Here is a 21,679-nt window from a genome sequence, read left to right as displayed (position 1 = left end):
CGTGCCGTACGGCTACTTCTTGCCCTGGTTCTTCACGGCCTCGATGGCGGCCTTCGCCGCCTCCGGGTCGAGGTAGGTGCCGCCCGGGTTGGTGGGGCGGAAGTCGGCGTCCAGGTCGTAGGAGAGCGGGATGCCGGTGGGGATGTTCAGGCCCGCGATGTCGGTGTCCGAGACGCCGTCGAGGTGCTTGACCAGCGCGCGGAGGCTGTTGCCGTGCGCGGCGACCAGGACGGTGCGGCCGGTGAGCAGGTCCGGGACGATCGCGTCGTACCAGTACGGCATCATCCGGATCACCACGTCCTTGAGGCACTCGGTGCGCGGACGCAGCTCGCTGGGGATCATCGCGTAGCGCGGGTCGTCGCTCTGCGACCACTCGGCGCCGTCCTCCAGGACCGGCGGCGGGACGTCGTAGGAGCGGCGCCACTGCATGAACTGCTCTTCGCCGAACTCGTCGCGGATCTGCGCCTTGTTCTTGCCCTGGAGCGCGCCGTAGTGGCGCTCGTTGAGGCGCCAGGAGCGGCGGACCGGGATCCAGAGGCGGTCGGCGGCCTCCAGCGCGAGCTGCGCGGTGCGGATGGCGCGCTTCTGGACGGAGGTGTGCACGACGTCGGGGAGCAGGCCGGCGTCCTTCAGCAGCTCACCGCCGCGGGCCGCCTCCTTCTCGCCCTTCTCGGTCAGGTTGACGTCCACCCAGCCGGTGAACAGGTTCTTCGCGTTCCACTCGCTCTCGCCGTGGCGGAGGAGGATCAGCTTGTACGGTGCGTCGGCCATGGACCCGAGCCTAATCGACCGCCCGGAGCCCCGTACGGCACGGCCGACTGGCGAGACTACCCGCCGGTAAGGGGTGCGGGGGCGCCGTCGTTTGACGGCGGGCGTCAATCGAGTGGTGGGGCGGGACGGGGTTTTCGTAAGGTGCGGAGCAGCTCGGCGCCTCTTACGGAAGGTGCCGCATCGGTGCTCCGACATCGATGCTCCGACAACGCCGGGAGGCCCACCGTGTCCCTGTCCGCAGACGGTCTCAGACGCGCAGCCGTGGAGAGCGTCTCGGGGCTTCCCCGGACGTTCTGGTGGCTGTGGACCAGCACCCTGGTCAACCGGCTCGGCGCCTTCGTCGCGACCTTCCTGGCGATGTACCTGACCGTCGACCGCGGCTACTCGGCGACGTACGCCGGGCTCGTCGCCGCGCTGCACGGGCTGGGCGGGGTGGTCTCCTCCGTCGGGGCCGGGGTGCTGACCGACCGGCTGGGGCGGCGGCCCACGCTGCTGGTCTCGCAGCTCGGCACGGCGTTCTCGGTGGCGCTGCTCGGCTTCGTGGAGCATCCGGCGGCCATCGCCGCCGTCGCCTTCGCCGTCGGCATGGCCAGCAACGGGTCGCGTCCGGCGGTGCAGGCGATGATCGCGGACATCGTGGCGCCGAAGGACCGCGTGCGGGCGTTCTCGCTCAACTACTGGGCCATCAACCTGGGCTTCGCCGTCTCGGCCTCCGCCGCGGGGCTGATCGCCGAGCACGGCTACCTGCTGCTCTTCCTGGGCGAGGCGGCGCTGACGCTGGTGTGCGCCGTGCTGGTCTTCGTGAAGCTGCCCGAGTCCCGGCCGGGGGGAGGGCCGGTGCGGACGGCGCGGGGGGCCGTGGCGGACGGGCCGCGGGTGTCGATGGGGACCGTGCTGCGGGACGGGCCGTTCATGGCCGTGGTCGGGCTGGGCTTCCTGGTGGCGACCCTGTTCATGCAGGCCTATGTCGCCCTGCCCGTGGACATGGCGGCCAAGGGCCTGAGCAGCTCCGACTACGGGCTGGCCATCGCGGTGAACGGCCTGCTGATCGTCGTCCTCCAGATCCCCGTCACCCGGCTGATCGAGCACCGCGACCCGGCGCGGCTGCTGGTCCTCTCCTCGCTGCTGGCCGGCTACGGCTTCGGGCTGACGGCCTTCGCCGGGTCGGTGGGCATGTACGTGCTGGCCATCTGCGTCTGGACGCTCGGCGAGATCCTCAACTCCCCCGTCCAGATGGGCCTGGTGGCGCGGCTGTCGCCGGCCCACGGGCGGGGCCGGTACCAGGGGATGCACACCCTGTCCTGGTCGGTCGCCGCGCTGGTCGCGCCGCTGGCGGGCGGGGCGGTGCTCGACCACTGGGGATCGGCGGTGCTGTGGGCGCTCACGGCGGGGGTCGGCACGGTGGCGGCGCTGGGGTACGGGGTGCTGATGCGGCGCACCGCCGCGCGGGAGGACGGCGGGGACGGCGCTCCGGCGGCGGGCCCGGTGACGGGTCCGAAGGCGAGCCCGGTGACGGATCCGGAGGCGGTTCCGGTGACGGATCCGGAGGCGGGCCCGGAGGCCGCGGCGTCCCCCGCGCGGGCGGCGGGGTGAGGGCCCGGCGGTGTCAGGCGGCCCGTACGGTCTCCAGCGCCGCGCGGATCGCCGCCGTCGCGCCGGGGGCGAACAGGATCGAGTAGTGGTTGACGCCGGGTACGCGCCGCACGGTCACGCCGGCGCCGAGGCCGGCCGCCGCGAGGCGGTCCTCGTCGTACAGCCCCCGCGGCTCGTCCAGCATGCCGCGCTCGGCCCACAGCAGGGTGACGGGCACCCCGGCCGAGGCGGCGGTCCGCGCCGCCGCGAGGGTCTCGGGGTCGGCCAGGACGTCCGCCCCGTCGGCCCGTACCGCCTCCGGCACGCAGCTGCTGCGCAGTTCCGGCTCCTCCCCCACCAGGTCGCGGTCGACGTACGCCTGGACGTCCTCGTTCCAGTGCGGGCCCAGGGCCGGGTGCCCGCGGAAGAACGCGCGGTACGCCTCCCGGTCGGGGAAGGTCATCGACAGGCGCCGCATCGCCGGGCCGATCACGGCCTCCAGCAGCGCGTCGATGCCGCGGGGGTCCGCGCCCTCGGGGGCGGGGAAGCCCACCCCGCCGTCCACCAGCACCACGCCCGCGATCCGGTCCGGGTGGCGGGCGGCCGTCAGCGCGGCGACGAAGGCGCCCATGGAGTGGCCGACCAGCACCGTCCGCTCCCGGCCCAGGTGGTCCAGGAGGGCGATGACGTCCTCGGCGTGGGCGGCGAGCCCGTACGGGCCCGGAAGCCCGGCGCTGCCCGCCCGGCCCCGCAGGTCGGGGGCGAGCAGCGGGGTGCCCTCGCCCGGGGCGTCGGCCAGGGCGGCGGCCAGGGCGGCGAAGGAGCGGCCGTTGGCGGTGATCCCGTGCAGGGCCACCACCGGCTCCCCGGCGCCCGGCCACTCGGAGACGGCCAGCCCGCCTCCGCGCACCGGGACCGTGGTCTCCCGCACCGCGCGCCGCGCGCGTCCCGTCGTCGTCATCGGGTTCCCTCCCCCTTCCGCCGCACCGGCCGCCACACCGGCCGCCGCACCGACGCGACGCCGCCCGGCGCCGCGTACACCGCGATCACGAACAGCGCGCCGAGGACCACCATCGGCTCGGACAGCGGCGCGCGCAGGATCCCCGGCAGCCCGTGCACCAGGTCGGAACCCGCCAGCACCGCCAGCCGCTGGTCGAGGAAGGTGAACAGCACGCCGCCGATCACCGGGCCCCAGCGGGTGCCGCTGCCGCCCAGGACGACCATCACCAGCAGGGTGAGCGTGAACTGCGGGGTGCTGGAGTGCGGGGTCGCGCCCGCCGTGACCAGCAGGTGCAGCGCGCCGCCCAGGACGCCGAGCGCCGAGGCCAGGACGAAGACGCCGAGCTTGTGGCGGAACGGGTCGTGGCCCAGGACCGCGACGCGCTGCTCGTTGTCGCGGATGCCCTGCCAGACCCTGCCGACCGGCCGGGAGACGGCCGTCCACACCACCGCGGCCGTCAGCGCCAGGTAGGCCAGGGCCAGCCAGTAGACGTTGACGGTGTTCTGCACGCCGACCAGCGCGGCGGGCACCCCGCCGGTGTGCAGCGGCAGGCCCTCCTCGCCGCCCGTCAGGCCGCCCGGGTTGCGCTGCACCCAGATCGAGCCGGCCTGGGCGAAGGCGAGGGTGACCATGGCGAAGCCGATGCCGCCCAGCGCGAGACCGCGCAGCGAGACCGCGCCCAGGACCACGGCGGCGACCGCACCGCCGGCCAGGGCCAGTCCGACCGCGGGGAAGAGGCCCAGGCCCAGCTCGGTCATGGCGAGCTGGGTGCCGTACGCGCCGCCGGCGACGTAGAGGGCGTGGCCGAAGGAGAGCAGGCCGGTGCGGCCGAACATCAGGTCGTAGCCGAGGGCGAGGCCGCCGAACACCAGGCACAGGGCGAGGAGCTGGAGCGAGCCGGGCGAGTTGACCGGGCCGTCCAGCAGGACCGGGATCTCCAGCGCGGAGTACGGCAGCAGGGCCAGGACGACCAGCACGGCGGCCGGGGCGAGCGGTCCCCGCCGCCGGCGGGCGGGCCGGGCGGCGGGTCCGGCGGCGGGCGCGGGCCGGTCGGGCGCGGGGGCCGGCGGGGCCGCGGGGGCCGGGGCGCCGGCAGGGGAGACCCGGGGGGCCGGGGAGGCCGGGGAGGCCGTCATGCGACTCCTCCTGCGAGTCGGGGGGCGGGGCGGGCGAGGACGACGGCCGCGAGCAGCACGACGACGGCGAAGTCGCCGTAGCCGTCGACGTAGTAGTTGGCGTACTGCTGCACCAGGCCGACGGCGAGCGCGGAGAGCGCCACGCCGGGGATGGAGCCCATGCCGCCGATGACCACCACGACGAAGGCGAACACCAACAGCGAGGTGCCCTGGTGCGGGGAGAGCGAGCCGAAGTAGAGCCCGCCGAGCACGCCCGCGAGGCCGGCGAGCGCGCCGCCGATGGCGAAGACGAGGGTGAAGGCGCGGGTGACGTCGATGCCCAGCGCGGTGACCATCGCCCGGTCCTCCACTCCGGCCCGCACGATCAGCCCGTAGCGGGTGCGGGAGAGGAACAGCGTCACGCCCGCCAGCACCAGGGCGGCCACCACGATCAGCACGAAGCGGCTGACCGGCACCTGCGCGCCCAGCACCCCGACGGTGCCGGAGAGCGCGGCGGGGACGGGGAAGGGGCGGGAGTCCGCGCCCCAGACGGCCTGGACGAGCGCGGGGATCGCCAGGGAGAGGCCGACGGTGACCAGGATCTGCTCCCGGGGGCGCCCGTAGAGCCTGCGGATGAGGACGAGTTCGACGACGACCGCCAGCAGCGCGCCGGTGGCGGTGCCGACCAGCGCGGCGAGCGCCAGCCCGCCCGTGCCGCCGACCGTCTCGGCCGTGCGCCAGGCCGCGTACGCCGAGACGGTGAGGAAGGCGCCGTGGGCGAAGTTGAGGACGTCCATCAGGCCGAAGATCAGGGCCAGGCCGGAGGCGATGAGGAAGTACAGGGCGCCCAGGCCCAGTCCGGTGAGGGTGAGCAGGACCAGCGTGCTCATGGGGTGGCCTCCTGGGTCGCGAGCCCGGACCGGCCGGGCTGACCGGACCGGCCGGGCTGACCGGACCGGCCGGGCTGACCGGGCTGACCGACCTGACCGTGGCGGCCGTCCCGCTCGTGGCGGCCGACGCCGAGCAGGCTCGTGGTGCGCTCGCGGTCGGCGAGGAGTTCGGCCGCGTCGCCGGTGTGGACGGTGCGGCCCGCGTCCAGCACCACCGCGTCGCGCGCCAGGCGGCGTACGACGGCCAGGTTCTGCTCGACGAGCAGCAGCGGCACGCGTTCGGCGGCGCGCTCGAGCACCTCGGCGACCTCGGTGACGACGCGGGGCGCGAGCCCCTTGGTCGGCTCGTCGACGATGACCAGGCGGTTGTCGTTGAGCAGGGCGCGGGCGAGGGCGACCATCTGCTGCTGGCCGCCGGAGAGGGTGCCGGCGCGCTGCCCGCGCCGGGCCTTCAGCTCGGGGAAGAGGTCGTGGACCAGGCCGTAGTGGTGGGGGCCGCCGCCGCGTTCGGCGAGGGCGAGGTTCTCGGCGACGGTGAGGGAGGCGAACACGCCGCGGTCCTCGGGCACGTAGCCGACGCCGCGCCGCACCACGGTGTGGGTGCGGTGGCCGGTGACGTCCCGCCCGTCGAGGACGACGGTGCCGCCGGTGATCTCGCCGTCCCCGGGCAGCAGGCCCAGTACGGCGCGGACGGTGGTGGTCTTGCCGACGCCGTTGCGGCCCAGCAGGGCGGTGGTGCCGGTGGGCGCCACGTCGAAGCCGACGCCCTGGAGGATGCGGGACCCGCCGATGCGCACCCGCAGGTCCCGCACGGAGAGGACGGGGGACGGTCCGGGGCCCGCGCTCACAGTTCCTCCCCCACGTACGCCTCCTGGACGGCCGGATCGGCCATCACCGCGTCCGGGGTGCCGACGGCCAGCAGCATGCCGTGGTGCATCACGGCCACCCGGTCGGCGAGGCCGAGCAGGATGTCCATGTGGTGCTCGACCATCAGCACGGTGCGGCCCTCGGTGCGGTGGAGGGTCCGGATGACGTCGGTCAGTTCGCCGACCTCCTCGGCGGCGACGCCCGCCATGGGCTCGTCCAGCAGCATCAGCCGGGGTCCGCTCCGGGCGGCGTCCCCCGCGGCGAGGGTGGGAGCCAGCAGCATGGCGAGCTCCAGCTTGCGCTTGTCGCCGTGGGACAGGCCCGCGGCGAGGTCGCCGGCGCGGTGGCCGAGCCGTACGCGCTCCAGTACGGCCCGCACGCCCTCCCCGTCCTCGGCGACCCGCTTCGCGCCCGCCGCGTGCGCCGCCAGGGCGACGTGCCCGGCGACGGTCATGGTCGGGAAGACGGAGGAGGACTGGAAGGTGCGGCCCACCCCGCGGCGGGCGCGGCGGTGCGGCGGCAGGGAGCCGATGTCGGCGCCGTCCAGCCGGATGCCGCCGCCGGTGGGGCGGGTGACGCCGGAGACGAGGTTGAACAGGGAGGTCTTGCCGGCGCCGTTGGGTCCGATGACGGCGACGAACTCGCCCTCGCCGACGGCGAGGTCGATCCCGTCGACGATGGTCACCGCACCGACGGACCAGCTCAGCCCGCTCAGTTCGAGGACAGGGGTCACCGTCGTCAGCCGATCTTCTTCTCGGCGGGGGCCACTTCCCGGGCGTCGACGGTGAGGGCCACCTTCGGCGCGTCGCCCTCGAACCGCGCCTGGAACATGGGCTGGACGAGGGCGTGGTCGCCGGCGCGGACGGTGTTCTCGCCCTTGACGCCGGAGAAGGTGTGGCCCTCCAGGGCCTTCACCATGGCGTCGGTGTCGCCGTCCGCGCCGGCCCCGCGGACGGCCTGGGCGACCATCTGCGCGGCGTTGAAGCCGTCGGGCGTGAACAGGTCGGTCTTCCAGCCCTTCTTCCCGAAGTACTCCTCGACGGCCTCGGCCTCGGGGGTGTCCGTGGCGTCGGGCACGTAGTGGGCGAAGAGGGTGATCTTGCCGCGGGCCCTGCCGAAGAGGGGGTAGCCGGCGCGGGTGTCGAGTCCGGTGACGACGGTGGCGGCGTCGAGCACGCCCTGCTGGTCGAGGGTGGTCCACATGGACTGGGCGGTGTCGCCGGCCCAGGCGACGAACACCATGTCGGGCTTCGCGGCCATGACCTTGGTGGCGGTCGGGGTGAGGTCGGTGGCGCTGGGCGGGGCGAGGACGGAGGAGACGGTGGTGCCGTCGGTGCCGAGCACGCTCTCCACGGCGGCGACGTTGGCCTGGCCGAAGGCGCTGTCCTGGGCGAGGACGACGACCTTCCGCCCCGTGCCGCCCTTCCCGCCGCCGTCCTCCTCCTGCTGCTCCTGCTGCTTCCCGAGGATCCGCTGGGCGGTGGCCACGTCCTGGAAGGTCTGGCGCCCGGAGCGGAAGGTGTACTTGTTGGCGCCGGTGAGGGCGTCGGTGGCGGCGGGGCCGGAGATGTAGAGGATCCTGTTCTGGGCGGCGACCGGCGCGATCTGGGTGGCGACGCCGGAGGCGGCCGTGCCGGCGATGATCCGCACGCCCTGGCCCGCGCTCCTCTTGGCGAGGGAGACGCCCTTGGCGGGGTCGCCGCCGTCGTCGTACCTGCTCACCTTGACCGTGATGCCGTCGATCTTCCCGGTGCCGCCGGTGACGTGGTCGAGCCCGGCCTCGAAACCCCTCAGGTACTGCTCGCCGTACGAGGCCAGCGGGCCGCTGGTGGAGGTGATCAGGGCGACCTCGATCTCCTCGCCGCCGGCGGCGGCGGTGGCGCCCGGACTGGAGCAGGAGGCGGCGAGCGCGGCTGCCACGGCTGCCGCGGCGAGGGGGGTGATGGCGGGTCTGCGCATGGCGTGAGGGCTCCTCGGCGGGTCGCGTACGGGACGGGCCACCGACGGGTGGCCGGCTCACAGGGGTGACGCCTGGCAGCGTCCGCCTCACCCATGGGTACCGGCAATGTCCGCGCCGCACACAGGCGGGCCCCGGGGCATGGGCTTCCGCCACATGAACACCGGGGCCGTGTGCGCCTACGGTCGCGGGGCGCGCCCGCTCACTCGTCGCGCAGCAGGCGCCCGAACGCCTCCAGGTTGCGCGTGGACTCGCCGCGGGAGGTCCGCCAGGCGTACTCCTTGCGGATCGAGGAGGCGAAGCCCATCTCCAGCAGGGTGTTGAAGGCCCCGTCGGCGTTCTCCACGACCACGCCGAGCAGCCGGTCCACCTCCTCGGGGGTGACGGCGGCCAGCGGGAACTTCCCCACCAGGTAGACGTCGCCGAGGCTGTCGAGGGCGTACCCCAGCCCGTACAGGCGGGTGTTGCGCTCCAGCAGCCAGCGGTGGACCTCGGCGTGGTTCTCGTCGGGGCGGCGGACGACGAAGGCGTTGACGGACAGGGAGTGCCTGCCGACGATCAGCGAGCAGGTGGTGGAGAGCTTGCGGGTGCCCGGCAGCGTGACGACGTAGCCGCCGTCGGACGGGCTCTCCCACGTCAGGTCGGCGTCGTTCAGCGCCTGCTCGATCGCGGCCCTGGCCCTGGTGTTCACGTCGCTGCCGTTGTTGTCACCCATGGGCCGATCGTAGGTGACGGCGCCGTCCGGCCATCGCCTCGGCGTACACCTCGGCGGTGGCGGCGGCCGTGGTGTCCCAGCCGAAGCCGCTCGCGTGGCGGGCCGCGGCCTCGCCCATCCGGGCCGCGAGGGCGCGGTCGTCGATCAGGCGGCGCAGCGCCCGCGCGTAGCCGGCCGGTTCGTGGCCGTCGATCAGGAAGCCGCTGACCCCGTCGCGCACCGCCACCGGCAGTCCGCCGACGGCCGCGGCGACGACGGGGGTGCCGCACGCCTGGGCCTCCACGGCCACCAGGCCGAAGGACTCACTGTGGGACGGCATCACCAGCACGCTCGCCGCGCGGTACCAGTCGGCGAGCAGTTCCTGGCCGACCGGCGGCCGGAAGCACACGACGTCGGTGATGCCCAGGCGGGCGGCGAGCTTCTGGAGCTGCTCGGGCTTGGCGAGCCCGCTGCCGCTGGGTCCGCCGACGACGGGGACGACGAGGCGTTCGCGCAGGGAGGGGTCGGCGTCGAGCAGCAGGCGGGTGGCGTGCAGCAGGACGTCGGGGGCCTTGAGGGGCTGTATCCGCCCGGCGAACAGGGGGATGAACGCGTCCTGCGGCAGTCCGAGGCGGGCGCGCGCGGCGGCGCGGCCGTCGGCCGGGCGGAAGCGGTCGAGGTTGACGCCGGGGTGGACGACGGCCGTGCGGGCGGGATCGGCGTCGTAGTGGCGGACGAGTTCGCCCGCCTCCTCGGCGGTGTTGGCGATGAGCCGGTCGGCGGCCCGTACGATCTGCGTCTCGCCGATCACGCGGGCGGCCGGTTCGGGGGTGTCGCCCTCGGCGAGCGCGGCGTTCTTGACCTTGGCCATGGTGTGCATGGCGTGCACCAGGGGGACGCCCCAGCGTTCGGCGGCGAGCCAGCCGACGTGGCCGGAGAGCCAGTAGTGGGAGTGGACCAGGTCGTAGTGGCCGGGCCGGTGCCGGGCCCAGGCGCGCATCACGCCGTGGGTGAAGGCGCAGAGCTGGGCGGGCAGGTCCTCCTTGGCGAGCCCCTCGTAGGGGCCGGCGTCGACGTGCCGCACCAGCACGCCGGGGGCCAGCTCGACGGTGGGCGGGAGCATGCCGGTGGTCGCGCGGGTGAAGACCTCGACCTCGATGCCCTGGGCGGCGAGCTGCCGGGCCAGTTCGACGATGTAGACGTTCATGCCTCCGGCGTCGCCGGTGCCGGGCTGGTGCAGCGGCGAGGTGTGCACGCTGAGCATGGCCACGCGGCGGGGCCGTCGCGTGAACCGGTGTAGCCGCCGACCGAGCCTGGTGGAATGCGGGCTCACCTGCGCTGCCTCCTCCGGAGTGGGACGCCGAGCGACGGTCCGCTCTCCCCGGTGCAACCAGCGGCCGGACGGGTTCCCTTCCCGTTTTGCCAAATCGTGACTGCTCCTGTCCGGCGCCGCGAGCGGAAGCGGCTCCCGCCCCGCGGCACCCGCGTGTCCTGATTCCGCCGTCGGCCGGACAGCGGGGCGCCGGACTGCCTAACGTGACGTTCCGCACATCCTCCGTGACGGCTCGGCCGTGGCGGGGAGCCGGCGCCGCGCTCCCGGACGAGGGCCGCGGGCGCATGGACGCACACGAAGAACACCAGGAACACGAAGAACACCAGGATCACCAGGGACACCGGGAAGGGGCCTTGCACATGACCGCAGAAGACCGTCGCCGCATCGAACTGGCGGTCCCCGAGCAGAAGGAGCTGGCCTCCCTCGTGAAGTGGCTGGCCACAACCCCCGGAGTGGAGGTCTCCCGGGTCGCCGGGAAGCCGGGCGTGGGTGAGCAGGGCGCACTGGACACCCTGACCGTGCTGGGCGGCAGCGGCGCCCTGATCGCCGCCGTACGCGTCCTCCCGCAGTACCTCCGCTCCCGGCGCACCGGCCTGAGGATCACCATGAAGTTCCGCGGCGAGGAGTTCACGCTGGAGGCGACCAACATCGACGACATCATGCCCGTCCTGGAACGGCTCCTCGATGACTGACGGCTCCCCGCTGCGCGACTACACCCGCTCCAGGGCCGTCCTGCTGGGCACCTGGGACTACCTCCACCTCCCGCCGGTCCCCGCCGCGCAGCACAGCATCGCGCGCATGACCGCCCTCCTCACCGGACCGCTGTGCGGCTGGCCGCCGCACCGGCTGACCGTGCTGGGCAACCAGTCCGGTCCGGGCGAACTCCCCGACCAGCTGGTCTCCCACTTCGCCGACACCCGGGACGTGGCGCTGTTCTACTACGTCGGCCACGGTCAGATCGACGAGGACGACGAGCTGTGCCTCGGTCTGGTCGGCTCCCGCACCGAGCCGCACCGCCGGACCACCACGAGTCTGCCGTTCGAGGCCGTCCGCAGGGCCCTGGTCCGCAGCCCGGCCGCGATGAAGATCGTGATCCTGGACTGCTGCTTCTCCGGCCTGGCCATCGGCCGCGACGGCAGGTTGGCGGCCTCCGGCGAGGAGGTCGTGGAACTGACGGCCGGCACGGGCGCCTACACCATGGCGGCCAGTGCCGCGAACACACCCGCATGGTTCGAGACGGACCCGGGGCTCGCCCGGCCCCAGACGTACTTCACCAAGTACCTGGCCGACCTCGTCGAGACGGGCATGCCCGGGCACCCTCCGGAGCTCACGCTGCACTCGCTGTTCACGCGGATGCAGGAGAACCTCGCCCGCGACGGGCGGCCCGTGCCGCCCAGGGCCCGCGTCGTGGACGCCGCCCGCGACTTCGTCTTCGCCCGCAACGCCGCCCCGCCGGAGACCCACGCCGACCCGGCCGAGGAGAGCCGGCGCCTGCGCGAGATCGTCACCGCGCTGGAGGCCCGGATCCGGGACCTCCAGGAGGAGGCCGCCGAGCGGGAACGGGAGGTGGAGCGGCTGCGCGAGCACACCGCCGCGCTGGAGGCCGCGGCATCGGCGCCCGCGCGGTTCCGCGCGGCTGCCTCGAACGTCCGTGTCGTCGCCGGTCTGGCCTTCCTCGCGGTCCTCGCCGCTCTCCTGTGGATCTACTACCCCGACGACCGGGCCGGACCGGAGGCGGCCGACGGGACGGGCACGGAGGGCAGGGCCGCGCCTTCGGGCGGCGCGGCCCCCACCGGCCGGCCCGGCTCCTTCGACGGACACGGCGACGAGGTCATGTCCGTGGCCTTCTCCCGTGACGGCAGGACCCTGGCCAGCGGCAGCGAGGACCGCACGATCAGGCTCTGGGACACACGGACCGGAAGGCCGCTGAAGACCCTCACCGGCCACACCGGCTCCGTCCTCTCGGTGACCTACTCCCCCGACGGGAAGACCCTCGCCAGCACCGGAACGGACGACGCCGTCCGGTTGTGGGACGCGGAGACCGGAAAGCCGCTGAGAACCCTCACCGACCACACCGACAACGTCTACTGGGCGAGCTTCTCCCGCGACGGCAAGATCCTGGCCAGCGGCAGCGAGGACCACGCGATCAGGCTCTGGGACACACGGACCGGAAAGTCGCTGAAGACCCTCACCGGCCACACCGACTCCGTCCTCTCGGTGACCTACTCCCCCGACGGGAAGACCCTCGCCAGCAGCAGCACCGACCACACGGTCAGGCTCTGGGACGCGGAGACCGGGAAACCGCTGAAGACCCTCACCGGTCACACCGACGGCGTCTTCTCGGTGGCCTACTCCCCCGACGGGAAGACCCTCGCCAGCAGCAGCACGGACAACACCGTACGGCTGTGGAGACCGGAGACCGGGGAGACCGTGAGGACCCTCACCGACCACACCGACGACGTCAACTGGGCGGCGTTCAGCCCCGACGGGAAGACCCTGGCCAGCGGCAGCACGGACCACACGATCAGGCTCTGGGACGCGGGGACCGGGAAATCCCTGAGGACCCTCACCGGTCACGTCAACGAGATCTGGATGCTCACCTTCAGCCCCGACGGGAGGACGCTCGCCAGCGCCGGCGCGGACCACTCGGTCCGGCTCTGGGCCGTGGAGTAGGGGGCGCGGGGCCGCGCCCCCGGGACCCCGGGCGCTCCGGGCACCCCGGGCACCCCGAGCACCCCGGGCGCCCCGGCTCCGCGAAGGGACGGGTGCGCACCGGTGAACGATGAACGGTGTGGAGACCACTGAGGTTGACAGGTTTCACACGGGCCACAACGATGCATGGTGCCGCGGTGCCACCGTGCTCCGCGTGCGTTCTTCCGACCCTTCAGCCCGACCCGGCCCGGCATGCCCTCCCGCGTCCGCGCGGCCTGACCATCGCGCCCCGGGAGCGGACGGCGCGCGCCGTGCGCCGGTCGGCTTCCGCACCGACATCGTGTTGGGAAAAACATGCCCATAGTGAATCGCTCCGCCATGCGGCTGCTGAGCACGGGCGCCGTCGCCCTGGCGCTCGCCGCGGGCGGTGCCGCCACCGCCGCCGCCCACTCCGGCGGCGACGGCTGGGACAGGGGGAGTTCCTCCGGCTTCCGGCCGGGAGAGGGCGCGGGCCAGAAGTCCGCGGCCGACAACTGCGAGTTCTCCCTCGACGGCAGGAGCTGGCACTCCTCCGTCAAGGTGGACAACGTCAGCCTGAGGCCCACCGAGGAGGGCACGGTCCACATCCACGTCCGGGCCGCGCAGCGGGCCGACTCCTGCACCGCCTCCCTCGCCGCCTACCGCACCCACGGCCCCACCTGGGAGACCTCCGGCGAACAGGTCTTCCACGACTTCGACACCGTCTCCCTGAAGAAGGGCGCCGTCGACACCCTGGACATCGCGGTGCCCGACGAGGGCTGCTACGCGCAGATCGACCTCTACCGGGGCGGCACCCGGTTCGACGGCGGAACCGGCGAGGGCCACGGGCCGCTGCCGGTCGGCCCGGACCGGCCGGTGATCAAGGACAAGCTGATCGCCGCCTGGAACGGCGGTACGCGCGCGTGCCTGGAGGAGTCCCCGGCCCCGGCCCCGTCCGAGCCCTCGCAGTCCCCGCCCGGAACTCCTTCCGAGACCCCGCCGGAGACCACCGAGCCCACCCCGCCGTCCTCGGAGGAGCCCTCCGCGACCCCCTCGGAGTCGCTGCCCCCGGCCCCCTCGGAGTCGGCGCCCGGCGGTGAGTCCCCGCAGGCCCCGGAGGCCTCCGAGTCCGTCGCGCCGACCACCGGCCCCGAGAACCCGTCCGACGGCGGCAACCTGGCCGAGACCGGCGGCGGCAACGTCGGGCCCGTCGCCGGCGGGGCCGCCGCGCTGCTGCTGGCCGGCGGCGGCGTGCTGTTCGCCGTCCGGCGCCGCCGGGCCGCCGGGCACTGAGGCCCGGACGACCGCGGTCCCCGCGGCCCCGGTGCTCCGGGCAGTGCCCGGAGCACCGGGGCCGCGCCGTCCTCCGCACACCGTAGGGTTGCGCCATGGGCAGGCGTGCGGCGGAGCGGCCCGTGGGGTCCGCCACGCGGGGAACGACGCATCCGAACCGGCTGCGGCGCATGGACCGCTGGATCGCCGGCGTCCACGGCCCCGCGCTGCGCCGTACCGCCGATCCGCACGGCCCCGTCGCCGTGGACCTGGGGTACGGGGCCGCGCCCTGGACCGCCGTGGAGCTGCTGGAGCGGCTGCGGGTGGTGTGCCCGGACGTGAGCGTCGTCGGGATCGAGATCGACCCGGCACGGGTCGAGGCGGCCCGGCCGTACGAGCGCCACGGGCTGGTCTTCGCCCACGGCGGCTTCGAGGTGCCGCTGCCCGGCGGGCGGCGGCCGATGCTGATCCGGGCCGCGAACGTCCTGCGGCAGTACGGCGAGCGGGAGGTCGTCCCCGTCTGGGACCGGCTGCGTTCCCGCCTGGCGCCCGGCGGGCTGCTGGTCGAGGGGACGTGCGACGAGATCGGACGGCGGCACGCGTGGGTCGCGATCGGCCCGGAGGGCCCGCGCACGGTGACGCTCGCGGCCCGGCTCGGCTCCCTGGCCACCCCGTCCGACCTGGCCGAACGGCTGCCCAAGGCGCTCATCCACCGCAACGTCCCGGGCGAGCCGGTGCACGCCTTCCTGCGCGACCTGGACCGGGCCTGGGCCGCGGCCTCCCCCTACGCCGCGCTGGGCGCGCGGCAGCGCTGGATGCGGTCGGTGAAGGAGGTCGCCGCCCACTGGCCGGTCGTGGACGGGCCGCGCCGCTGGCGCCAGGGCGAGGTCACCGTGCGGTGGGAGGCCCTGGCGCCGGGCGGGAGCGGGAAGGGGACGTGAGGGGGCGGCCCCTCGGCCGGGCCGCCCCCGGCGTCAGCGGGTCAGCTCCTTCTTGTCGGTGCCGCCGCTGATCTGGATCTTGCGCGGCTTGGCCTGCTCGGCCACCGGGATGCGCAGCGTCAGGACGCCGGCGTCGTACGAGGCGTCGATCCGGTCGGTGTCCAGGGTGTCGCCGAGGAAGAGCTGCCGGCTGAACTTGCCGGTGGGCCGCTCGGCGGCGATCCGCTCGGCGTCCTCCGGCCCGAGCCACCGGCGCTCGGCGTGGACGGTGAGGACGTTGCGCTCGACGTCGAGGTCGATGCTCTCCGGGTCGACGCCGGGGAGGTCGAAGTGGACCACCACGTCGTCACCGGAGCGGTAGGCGTCCATCGGCATTCCGACCGGGCGGGCCGCGGTGCCCAGCAGCTGCTCGGTGAGGCGGTCGAGCTCGCGGAACGGGTCGGTACGCATCAGCATCACGGGTCATCTCCTTCCGTGGCACTCCGTCCTGTGATGCCCTCTGTCTTCTATATAACTCCAGGAAGGAAAATTGACAAGCCCACGCTCAACTACAGGGAAAGACCAGGTCGGAGCAGGTGGTCCCGGAGGATGACAAGGGCTGTCAGGCGAGATGGAGGGCGGCCAGCAGCGCGTCGACGAGCAGCCGGTCCTGCTCCCGGGTGAGCCGCCGGCGCGCCTCCTCCGGAGGCAGCCACAGCAGCCGGTCCACCTCGTCGCCCGGGACGAACGCCCCGCCGGTCGCCTCGGCCGCCCAGTAGCGGACCTCCTTGGCCCGCCCCTCGGTCTCGTACCGCGTGGTGGGCAGCACCGCGCCCGGCGTGCAGGACATGCCGGTCTCCTCGCGCACCTCGCGCACCGCCGCCCGCAGGGCCGTCTCGCCCGGCTTGAGCTTGCCCTTCGGATGCGACCAGTCGTCCCACTTGGGGCGGTGGACGAGGGCGATCTCGACGCCCGCGGTCCCGCCCGGGGCCGCGCCGGAGCGCGTACGGCGCCAGAGCACGCAGCCCGCCGCGCGGACCGTCCGGGAGCCGGAGCCGGAGCCGGAGCCGGAGCCGGAGCCGGAGCCGGGAGCGGAAGCGGGATCCGATCCGCCCATCAACGGCTCCTCTCCGCGCCGGACGCCACCGGAGCCGTCTCCGCCGCGGCCGGGTGGGCCGAGACCGCCGGGTGCCACAGCCGCCCGAAGCTGAACCTCGCCGCCTCCACCTCGTGCCGCTGGTCGGCGTGGAGCACCCCGAGCGCGTAGGCGGTGGCGGGGGCGATGCGGGGTGTGCGGGCGGCGGCGGCCGCCGCGGAGGCCGCCTCGGCCGCGTCGCGGTGCCGGTCCAGCGCCCGGCCGGCGGCGGCCAGCGCCGGGTCGTCGGCGCGCAGGACCTCGTGGGCGTACCGGCGCAGCCGCACCAGCAGCCGCACCTGGTTCCAGGCGGCGTCCAGCTCCCCGTCGACGGCGAGGGTGTGGGCGAACGCCTCGCCGTTGTACGACTGCCGGGCCCGGGTCAGCGGCAGCGCCTCCACGGCCTCCACCGCGCGCCGGTGGGCCAGCTCGGCCAGCGGCAGCAGCGTGCGCACGGCGGGGCGGGCGGCGGCCTCGCCGGCCAGCGGGGCCTCGGAGGCCAGGACGGCCACCGCGTCGGCGACGGCGTGGAAGCGGGCGGAGCCGAGCGCCTGGAGGGCGGCGGAGTGGGCGCGGGTCCGGGCGAGGGTGAGCTGCCGCTCCAGCAGCGCCCCGGCGCGGGCGGCGCCGATCCCCAGGCCGCCGCCGGGCGACGACGGGCCGCGCTGGGTGGGCGGGCCGGCGGGCGGGCCGGCGGTCTCGCCGGCCCCGGCGGGCGCGGACGACAGCCGGTGCAGCGCCCCCAGCAGCCGGTCCAGCCGCGCCTCGTACGCGCGCTCCCGCCCCAGCACGCCCGACAGCCAGACCAGCTCGGCGCCGAGCTGGTCGGTCCGGGCGGTGTCGGTCAGCGGCCGGTAGACCCGCAGGGCCGCGCCGATGCGGCGGGCGGAGCGGCGCAGCATCCGTACGGCCTCGGCCGCGACGGCCGCCGACTCGGCGCTGCCCGCGCTCTCCTCGTGCAGCCGCAGGCTGCGCAGGAAGTCGGTCGCCTGCCGGTGGAGGTACTCGGCCAGCACCTCGCCCGCCGCCGCCCCCCTCAGATCCGGATGCGGTTCACGGGAGCCCTCGTGGGTCTCCGGAAGCGTTTCCGGATACGGCTCTCCTCCCCCGTCGGCCGTACCGAGGGGCAGGTCATGTGGCTGGACCACGTCGGCGCCTCCGGGCGTCGATGAGCATTTCCTGGACGTTCCGCAGGGGCCGGCCCTCGGCGTCGGTGGCGTGGCGCGTCCACTCGCCGTCCGGGCCGAGGTGCCAGGAGGCGGTGGTGTCCGCCATGCCGGTCTCCAGCAGCCGGTTGAGGGCGGCCCGGTGGCCGGGGTCGGTGACCCGTACCAGCGCCTCTATGCGCCGGTCGAGGTTGCGGTGCATCATGTCGGCGCTGCCGATCCACACCTCCGGATCGCCCCCGTTGCCGAAGGCGAAGACCCGGGAGTGCTCCAGGAAGCGCCCCAGCACGCTGCGCACCCGGATGTTCTCCGACAGCCCCGGCACCCCCGGCCGCACCGCGCAGATGCCGCGCACCCACACGTCGACGGGCACTCCGGCCCGGGAGGCCCGGTAGAGGGCGTCGATGACCGTCTCGTCGACCATCGAGTTGACCTTGATCCGCACGTACGCCGGACGGCCGCCCCGGTGGTGGGTGATCTCGCGGTTGATCCGCTGGACCAGCCCGTCGCGCAGCGAGCTGGGCGCGACCAGCAGACGGCGGTAGGTGGTGCGGCGCGAGTAGCCCGAGAGCCGGTTGAACAGGTCGGACAGATCGGCCCCGACCTGCGGGTCGGCGGTGAGCAGGCCCAGGTCCTCGTAGAGGCGGGCGGTCTTGGGGTGGTAGTTGCCGGTGCCGACGTGGCTGTAGCGGCGCAGCGTCTCGCCCTCCTGCCGCACCACCAGCGACAGCTTGCAGTGCGTCTTGAGCCCCACCAGGCCGTAGACGACGTGGCAGCCGGCCTCCTCCAGCTTCCGCGCCCACTTGATGTTGGCCTGCTCGTCGAAGCGGGCCTTGATCTCCACCAGCACCAGGACCTGCTTGCCGGACTCGGCCGCGTCTATCAGCGCGTCCACGATCGGGGAGTCGCCGGAGGTCCGGTACAGCGTCTGCTTGATCGCCAGCACGTCCGGGTCGGCGGCGGCCTGCTCCAGGAAGCGCTGCACGGAGGTGGAGAAGGAGTCGTACGGGTGGTGCAGCAGCACGTCGCGCTCGCGCAGCGCCCCGAAGACGTCGGGCGCGGAGGCCGACTCGACCTCGGCCAGGTCGCGGTGGGTGCCGGCGACGAACTTGCGGTACTTCAGCTCCGGCTTGTCCAGCGCGGCGATCCCGAACAGCCCGGTGAGGTCCAGCGGACCGGGCAGCGGGTAGACCTCGGACTCGGAGACCTTCAGCTCGCGCACCAGCAGGTCCAGCACGTACGGGTCGATGGACTCCTCGACCTCCAGGCGCACCGGGGGCCCGAAGCGGCGCCGCATCAGCTCCTTCTCCAGCGCCATCAGCAGGTTCTCGGCGTCGTCCTCCTCGACCTCCAGGTCCTCGTTGCGGGTGACCCGGAACATGTGGTGGGCGAGGACCTCCATCCCGGGGAACAGCTCCTCCAGATGGGCGGCGATCACGTCCTCGATGGGGACGTAGCGCTGCGGGGAGGCCTCCAGGAAGCGGGAGAGCAGCGGCGGCACCTTCACCCGCGCGAAGTGGTGGTGCCCGCTGACCGGGTTGCGCACCACCACGGCCAGGTTCAGCGACAGCCCGGAGATGTACGGGAAGGGGTGCGCCGGGTCCACCGCCAGCGGCGTCAGCACGGGGTAGATCTGCTGCCGGAAGAGGGTGAACAGGCGGGCCTGCTCCTTCTCGGTCAGCTCCGGCCAGCGGATGAGGTGTATGCCCTCGTCGGCCAGGGTGGGCAGGACGTCCTGCTGGAAGCAGGCGGCGTGCCGGGCCATGAGCTCGCGCGAGCGGGTCCAGATCAGGTCCAGCACCTCGCGCGGCTGGAGGCCGGAGGCGGAGCGGGTGGCCACGCCGGTGGCGATGCGGCGCTTGAGGCCGGCGACGCGCACCATGAAGAACTCGTCGAGGTTGCTGGCGAAGATCGCCAGGAAGTTGGCCCGCTCCAGCAGCGGCGTGGTGGGGTCCTCGGCCAGCTCCAGCACCCGCTCGTTGAAGGCGAGCCAGCTGCGCTCCCGGTCGAGGAAACGTCCCTGCGGCAGCGCGTCACCCTCCCCCTCGGGGCCCTCGCCGTCCCGGTAGGCGTCCGGATCGGTGTCGAGGTCGGGCTCGAGCGCGTGACCCGGGGTGGTCATGGCGTGCGGGCGCGAGGCGGCGATGAAACCGACGGAGGGCTGCGCTGACTGGCTCATGCCTCCATTGTTCCGCGACGCGCGGATCACCGGCGCTCCGGCGAACGGTGCCGGGTCCGATCCCCGGCTCTGCTCGTTCGGGACGGCGGGCTGCATTCCGCGATGCTCGCAAGCGAGTTTGAATCGCCGGTTAAGTCGACATGGCTGTCAGGCGATCCCCGCACTTCGCGCGGGTGCCCGGCACCGGACCGATTCACTCCGGCGAACCGGCGCGGCGGCGGGCGGCGAATGCCGCCGGAACGGAACGGAATTTCCTGTTCGGGTGATTTTCGAACCTCCATCACCCAGAGTGATCGATCTGTCACTAGTGTGGCCGACAGCGGCGTCCGGGCATCGACCACCGGCCGCTGTGGAGTCGCGGGCCGGGTCTGTGCGGCCTGTACGGGGTGACGGGCCGGGGCCGGGCGCCGTTGGGCACGGGCGTGACGGAAGGGCTACGGAGGGACTGCGGAGGGGGTTGGTGCGCATGAGCACGGACAGCGGCGGCAGGGACCGCTCGGACCACACCACGGACGGCGCGGACGGCGCGTCCTGGGAGGAGGACTGGGACGACGAGTACGGCCCGGTGGTGAAGGCCGCCGGTCGGCAGATCAAGCTGTGGCGGGAGGCGGCCGGGCTGACGCAGGCCGAGCTGGGCGAGGCCATCGGCTACAGCCTGGGCATGGTCTCGGCGGTCGAGCGCGCCAAGCGCCTGCCGCACCCGGAGTTCCTGGAGAAGGCGGACCGGGTGCTCGGCGCGGGCGGCAAGCTCGCGGCGATGAAGAAGGACGTGCAGGAGGCCCGGTACCCGAAGAAGGTGCGGGACCTGGCCAAGCTGGAGGCCGAGGCCGTGGAGCTGGGCGCGTACGCCAACCACAACATGCACGGTCTGCTGCAGACCGAGGAGTACACACGGGCTCTGTTCGAGATGCGGCTCCCGCCGTACGGCGAGGACGAGATCGAGCGGCAGGTAGCCGCGCGGATGGCGCGACAGGAGATCTTCGGACGCCGACCCGCTCCCCTGCTGACTTTTGTCCAGGAAGAGGTGACACTCCGGAGGCCGATCGGAGGCAGAATGGTGCTGCGCCGCCAGCTCGAACACCTGCTGGACGTCGGCCGGTTGCGAAACGTCGAGATCCAGGTGATGCCGACGGACCGCGGAAAGCACGCAGGGATGGCCGGCGAACTTCGCGTGCTGAAGATCAAGGACGGTACGACGGTGGGTTACTCGGAAGCCCAGCTCACCAGTCGTCTGGTCTCGGATCCCAGAGAGGTCCAGATTCTTGAGATGCGGTACGGGATGATCCGAGCGCAGGCTCTCAACCCACGAGAGTCGCTGGCCTTCATCGAGAAACTGCTGGGAGAGATCACATGACGCTCAAGCCCTCGACCGGAGACGGTTCCGCGCTGGAGTGGATCAAGAGCAGCCACAGCAGCAACGACGGCCCCGACTGCGTCGAGGTCGCCGCCACCCCCGGCACCGTCCACGTCCGCGACTCCAAGGACACCCAAGGCCCCCGTCTCGCCTTCGCGCCGGGTGCGTGGACCGACTTCATGACGTACACCGCGGGGCGCTGACCCCGCCCCAGAGGAACCGCTGGGAGAGATCACATGACCCTCACGCTCTCGGCCGGAGACGGTTCCGCGCTGGAGTGGATCAAGAGCAGCCACAGCACCAACGACGGCCCCGACTGCGTCGAGGTCGCCGCCACCCCCGGCACCGTCCACGTCCGCGACTCCAAGGACACCCAAGGCCCCCGTCTCGCCTTCGCGCCGGGTGCGTGGACCGACTTCATGACGTACACCGCGGGGCGCTGACCCCGCCCCAGAGGAACCGCTGGGAGAGATCACATGACCCTCACGCTCTCGGCCGGAGACGGTTCCGCGCTGGAGTGGATCAAGAGCAGCCACAGCACCAACGACGGCCCTGCGTGCGTCGAGGTCGCCGCCACCCCCGGCACCGTCCACGTCCGCGACTCCAAGGACGCGCAGGGCCCGCGCCTGGCGTTCTCACCGCACGCGTGGAGCGGCTTCACGGCCTACACGGCCGGACGCTGACGGGGCCGTCCGGATGATGCTCCTGGCCGGGTGCGTGGCCGTGGGGTACGCCGCGGCCCGGCCCGTCTTCCGCCGGAGGCGTGCGGTGGACCGGTGACGGC

At 73.8% G+C, this 21,679-nt stretch carries 21 protein-coding genes and 1 pseudogene; 9 read left to right on the top strand and 13 right to left on the bottom strand.

Going from position 1 to position 21,679, the window contains the following annotated elements:
* Positions 1–12 precede the first annotated feature (12 nt).
* Positions 13–771, bottom strand: coding sequence for a phosphoglyceromutase (locus QC029_RS12310; RefSeq protein ID WP_279555639.1), 759 nt, complete (start codon positions 769–771; stop codon positions 13–15).
* A gap of 231 nt (positions 772–1,002) precedes the next feature.
* On the opposite strand from QC029_RS12310, the gene QC029_RS12305 reads away from it, so the two are divergent.
* Positions 1,003–2,364 (top strand): MFS transporter, encoded by a 1,362-nt coding sequence (locus tag QC029_RS12305; RefSeq protein WP_279555661.1) that lies wholly within the window; start codon positions 1,003–1,005, stop codon positions 2,362–2,364.
* A 13-nt stretch (positions 2,365–2,377) separates the two neighbouring features.
* Here the strand turns inward: QC029_RS12305 and QC029_RS12300 are convergent, their stop codons facing one another.
* The 8 genes and pseudogenes from QC029_RS12300 to mshA form a co-directional block, all read right to left on the bottom strand.
* Positions 2,378–3,304: an alpha/beta fold hydrolase gene (locus QC029_RS12300; RefSeq protein WP_279555638.1), complete on the bottom strand. Its 927-nt coding sequence runs from the start codon at positions 3,302–3,304 to the stop codon at positions 2,378–2,380.
* Entirely contained in the window at positions 3,301–4,479 is a 1,179-nt protein-coding gene (locus tag QC029_RS12295) for a branched-chain amino acid ABC transporter permease (RefSeq protein WP_279555637.1), read from the bottom strand. Before QC029_RS12295 ends, QC029_RS12300 begins: the two co-directional genes overlap by 4 nt.
* Entirely contained in the window at positions 4,476–5,348 is an 873-nt protein-coding gene (locus QC029_RS12290) for a branched-chain amino acid ABC transporter permease (RefSeq protein WP_279555636.1), read from the bottom strand. The genes QC029_RS12295 and QC029_RS12290 overlap by 4 nt, the downstream gene beginning before the upstream one ends.
* Complete coding sequence (locus QC029_RS12285; RefSeq protein ID WP_279555635.1) at positions 5,345–6,196, bottom strand: ABC transporter ATP-binding protein; 852 nt, start codon at positions 6,194–6,196, stop codon at positions 5,345–5,347. Before QC029_RS12285 ends, QC029_RS12290 begins: the two co-directional genes overlap by 4 nt.
* Positions 6,193–6,948: an ABC transporter ATP-binding protein gene (locus tag QC029_RS12280; protein WP_279555634.1), complete on the bottom strand. Its 756-nt coding sequence runs from the start codon at positions 6,946–6,948 to the stop codon at positions 6,193–6,195. Before QC029_RS12280 ends, QC029_RS12285 begins: the two co-directional genes overlap by 4 nt.
* A 5-nt stretch (positions 6,949–6,953) precedes the next feature.
* Positions 6,954–8,174 (bottom strand): substrate-binding domain-containing protein, encoded by a 1,221-nt coding sequence (locus QC029_RS12275; RefSeq protein ID WP_279555633.1) that lies wholly within the window; start codon positions 8,172–8,174, stop codon positions 6,954–6,956.
* A 200-nt stretch (positions 8,175–8,374) separates the two neighbouring features.
* Entirely contained in the window at positions 8,375–8,887 is a 513-nt protein-coding gene (locus tag QC029_RS12270; protein ID WP_279555632.1) for a YbjN domain-containing protein, read from the bottom strand.
* Positions 8,880–10,151: pseudogene (mshA, locus tag QC029_RS12265) on the bottom strand (D-inositol-3-phosphate glycosyltransferase); the annotation flags it as partial. The gene QC029_RS12270 and the pseudogene mshA, both read right to left, overlap by 8 nt.
* Positions 10,152–10,558: 407 nt before the next feature.
* Between mshA and QC029_RS12260 the strand changes: the two are divergent.
* The 4 genes from QC029_RS12260 to QC029_RS12245 all read left to right on the top strand — a co-directional run bounded on the left by QC029_RS12260 (position 10,559) and on the right by QC029_RS12245 (position 15,082).
* Positions 10,559–10,891 (top strand): hypothetical protein, encoded by a 333-nt coding sequence (locus QC029_RS12260; RefSeq protein WP_279555631.1) that lies wholly within the window; start codon positions 10,559–10,561, stop codon positions 10,889–10,891.
* Positions 10,884–12,872: a caspase family protein gene (locus QC029_RS12255; RefSeq protein WP_279555630.1), complete on the top strand. Its 1,989-nt coding sequence runs from the start codon at positions 10,884–10,886 to the stop codon at positions 12,870–12,872. Before QC029_RS12260 ends, QC029_RS12255 begins: the two co-directional genes overlap by 8 nt.
* A gap of 333 nt (positions 12,873–13,205) precedes the next feature.
* The gene (locus tag QC029_RS12250; protein WP_279555629.1) at positions 13,206–14,162 is read left to right on the top strand and encodes an LAETG motif-containing sortase-dependent surface protein; all 957 of its coding nucleotides are present in this window, start codon (positions 13,206–13,208) and stop codon (positions 14,160–14,162) included.
* Between the two features lie 95 nt (positions 14,163–14,257).
* Positions 14,258–15,082, top strand: a complete 825-nt coding sequence (locus QC029_RS12245) for a class I SAM-dependent methyltransferase (RefSeq protein ID WP_279555628.1) — start codon at positions 14,258–14,260, stop codon at positions 15,080–15,082.
* Positions 15,083–15,115: 33 nt separating this feature from the next.
* On the opposite strand, the gene QC029_RS12240 is transcribed toward QC029_RS12245, so the two are convergent.
* The 4 genes from QC029_RS12240 to QC029_RS12225 form a co-directional block, all read right to left on the bottom strand.
* Positions 15,116–15,538, bottom strand: coding sequence for an Hsp20/alpha crystallin family protein (locus QC029_RS12240; protein ID WP_279555627.1), 423 nt, complete (start codon positions 15,536–15,538; stop codon positions 15,116–15,118).
* A 145-nt stretch (positions 15,539–15,683) separates the two neighbouring features.
* Positions 15,684–16,178 carry an NUDIX hydrolase gene (locus tag QC029_RS12235; protein WP_279555626.1) on the bottom strand — a complete coding sequence of 165 codons (495 nt, stop codon included), beginning with the start codon at positions 16,176–16,178 and terminating at the stop codon, positions 15,684–15,686.
* On the bottom strand, positions 16,178–17,236 hold the full coding sequence (locus QC029_RS12230) for a CHAD domain-containing protein (RefSeq protein WP_279555660.1): 1,059 nt from the start codon (positions 17,234–17,236) through the stop codon (positions 16,178–16,180). Before QC029_RS12230 ends, QC029_RS12235 begins: the two co-directional genes overlap by 1 nt.
* Before the next feature lie 91 nt (positions 17,237–17,327).
* Entirely contained in the window at positions 17,328–19,541 is a 2,214-nt protein-coding gene (locus QC029_RS12225; protein ID WP_279555625.1) for an RNA degradosome polyphosphate kinase, read from the bottom strand.
* A gap of 466 nt (positions 19,542–20,007) precedes the next feature.
* Between QC029_RS12225 and QC029_RS12220 the strand changes: the two genes are divergently transcribed.
* Genes QC029_RS12220 through QC029_RS12205 form a run of 4 tightly spaced genes read left to right on the top strand, consistent with a single transcriptional unit; the run spans position 20,008 to position 21,578 of the window.
* Positions 20,008–20,895 (top strand): helix-turn-helix transcriptional regulator, encoded by an 888-nt coding sequence (locus QC029_RS12220; RefSeq protein WP_279555624.1) that lies wholly within the window; start codon positions 20,008–20,010, stop codon positions 20,893–20,895.
* On the top strand, positions 20,892–21,098 hold the full coding sequence (locus tag QC029_RS12215) for a DUF397 domain-containing protein (protein ID WP_279555623.1): 207 nt from the start codon (positions 20,892–20,894) through the stop codon (positions 21,096–21,098). The genes QC029_RS12220 and QC029_RS12215 overlap by 4 nt, the downstream gene beginning before the upstream one ends.
* 33 nt (positions 21,099–21,131) lie before the next feature.
* A complete protein-coding gene (locus QC029_RS12210) occupies positions 21,132–21,338 on the top strand; it encodes a DUF397 domain-containing protein (RefSeq protein ID WP_279555622.1) in 207 nt (68 codons plus the stop codon).
* A 33-nt stretch (positions 21,339–21,371) separates the two neighbouring features.
* Positions 21,372–21,578: a DUF397 domain-containing protein gene (locus QC029_RS12205; RefSeq protein ID WP_279555621.1), complete on the top strand. Its 207-nt coding sequence runs from the start codon at positions 21,372–21,374 to the stop codon at positions 21,576–21,578.
* Positions 21,579–21,679 lie beyond the last annotated feature (101 nt).

It is taken from the genome of Streptomyces sp. DH37 (assembly GCF_029813835.1).
Classification (GTDB): domain Bacteria; phylum Actinomycetota; class Actinomycetes; order Streptomycetales; family Streptomycetaceae; genus Streptomyces.
This window is presented reverse-complemented; position numbering and strand designations above follow the sequence as displayed.